General features: G+C 74.6%; 2 protein-coding genes. One reads left to right on the top strand and one right to left on the bottom strand.

Annotation, left to right across the window (positions count from 1 at the left end; translation table 11 throughout):
- Positions 1-52: 52 nt before the first annotated feature.
- Positions 53-916, bottom strand: a complete 864-nt coding sequence (locus tag ACFU6K_RS37530; protein WP_380670913.1) for a hypothetical protein — start codon at positions 914-916, stop codon at positions 53-55.
- Between the two features lie 204 nt (positions 917-1,120).
- Between ACFU6K_RS37530 and ACFU6K_RS37525 the strand changes: the two genes are divergently transcribed.
- Positions 1,121-2,047 carry an A/G-specific adenine glycosylase gene (locus ACFU6K_RS37525; RefSeq protein WP_049652529.1) on the top strand — a complete coding sequence of 309 codons (927 nt, stop codon included), beginning with the start codon at positions 1,121-1,123 and terminating at the stop codon, positions 2,045-2,047.
- The last annotated feature ends 119 nt before the right edge of the window (positions 2,048-2,166 follow it).

The raw sequence follows: 2,166 nt of genomic DNA, 5'->3' as shown, positions 1-2,166 counted from the left end.
GCCCCCGTCCGAGCGACGGCCGGGGGCTCCGAGGGAAGAAGATGACCGGTTCTCAGCCGTCCAGCCGGATCGAGGCCCGCGCCGAGACCTTGTCCCCGGAGAGCCCGGTGAGCTCGGCGAGCACCACGTAGGTGCCGCTCGGCGGCGGCGTCTGGTCGGCGGTCGCGCACTGCGGCTTGCTGCGGCTGCGGTCCCAGGTGAAGGTCTCGGTCTGGTTGCCGTTCGCGCCGAGCTGCACCCAGATGCCGCCCTTGTCGGTCGGGCAGTCGCCGGAGGACCAGACCCGGTCGTTGTTGCTGCCGCTCACGGTGATCACGGAGGCGGTGCGGCCCAGGTCCACCCGGCAGTTGGTGCCGGAGGAGTTCTTGACCGTCAGGGCCAGCCGGGGCTTGTCCTTGGGCTGGTACGAGTTCTGGGTGCCGGCCAGCTCCAGCGCCACCTGCGAGGAGGCGCAGATCGGCAGCGCCATGATCTCGGGGGTGTTCACCGCCGGAGCGCCGCCGCCCGTACCGCCGGAGCCGCCCGTGCCGCCACCGGTGCCGCCGCCGGTCGCCGGCGCGGCGCCGCCTCCGGGGGCGGGGTTGGCCCCGCCGGCGCCGGTGCCGCCACTGAGGTTGACCTCGGTGCCGCCACCGCCCGCCACCGGTCCGCCCCCGGAGCCGCCGCCCGGGCGCGCGGCGGGGCCGCTCGGGGAGGCACCGGGCGTGATCGCCTGAGCCGGTGTCTGGTTCTGGGACTGGGACGGAACGGCCTGGGCGGCGTTGCCCTGTGAGCCGCCGTCACCGCCCCCGCCCTGATCGATCATCAGCCAGGCGATCAGGGCGACGACCGCCGCGACGGCGACGAGCACGATGACGCGCCGACGCCAGTAGATCGAGGCCGGCAGTGGTCCGACGGGTTGACGCAGAGAAGGCACGACCAAACTCTACGAGACTGTGTGTGGCGATTGACTCACCAACACCGCACAGTCGCCCCTTCCTTCACATGATCCGCCATTTGATCCGTTCGAGCGAGCCCCAATCGGACGATTTCCGGACGGTCCCCGGGAGCTTCCCCGGTCGGTCCGGAGCAGCCTGATCCACTTCGGCCCGGTCGGCGGGCATGGGAGGATCGAAGGGCCATGACTGCCATCACCGCCCCTGCCACCGCCGCCGACGCCGCCCGGCCGCCGATGCCCCTGCCGCTGTTCCACTCGACCGTCCTGGACTGGTACGAGGCGAGCAAGCGGGACCTGCCCTGGCGGACCCCCGACGCCACGCCCTGGGCGGTCATGGTGAGCGAGTTCATGCTCCAGCAGACACCGGTCAAGCGCGTGCTGCCCGCGTGGGAGGCCTGGCTCACCCGCTGGCCGACCCCGGCCGACCTCGCCGCCGACGCGCCCGGCGAGGCGGTCCGGATGTGGGGCCGGCTGGGCTACCCGCGCCGGGCGCTGCGCTTGCACGCGGCCGCGGTGGCGATCACCGAGCAGCACGACGGCGAGGTCCCGGACGACCACGCCACGCTGCTCTCGCTGCCCGGGGTGGGGGAGTACACCGCCGCCGCCGTCGCCTCCTTCGCCTTCCGCCAGCGGCACGTAGTGCTGGACACCAACGTCCGCCGGGTCTTCGCCCGCGCGGTGACCGGCGTCGAGTACCCGGCCCAGGCCACCACCGCCGCCGAGCGCCGCACCGCCACCGCGCTGCTGCCGGACGACGCCGAGACGGCCGCCACCTGGGCGGTCGGCGTGATGGAGCTGGGCGCGCTGGTCTGCACCGCGCGCGGCCCGGAGTGCGGGGACTGCCCGCTGTTCACCACCTGCGCCTGGCAGCGGGCCGGCCGCCCGCCGTACGAGGGCCCGGCCCGGCGCGGCCAGTCCTACGAGGGGACGGACCGCCAGGTGCGCGGCAAGCTGCTCGCGGTGCTGCGCGAGGCGCACGGGACGGTGCCGCAGGCCCGGCTGGACGCGGTCTGGCCGGACTCGGTGCAGCGGGCCCGGGCGCTGGACGGCCTGGTGGCGGACGGCCTGGTCGAGCCGGTCGAGCAGGGCGTCTACCGGCTGCCCCAGTAGGCGCCTCCCGCGAACGGAACCGGGAGGCCCCCGTAAGCCCGACGAAAACCGCCCCCGTCGGCACGACGAAGACGGCGAACGGAACGACGGCGCCCCCGGAAGGACGAACCTCCCGGGGG

It is taken from the genome of Kitasatospora sp. NPDC057512, assembly GCF_042802135.1.
Lineage (GTDB): Bacteria > Actinomycetota > Actinomycetes > Streptomycetales > Streptomycetaceae > Kitasatospora.
The sequence above is the reverse complement of the archived record's forward strand: the minus strand, read 5'-3'. Positions and strand labels throughout refer to the sequence as shown.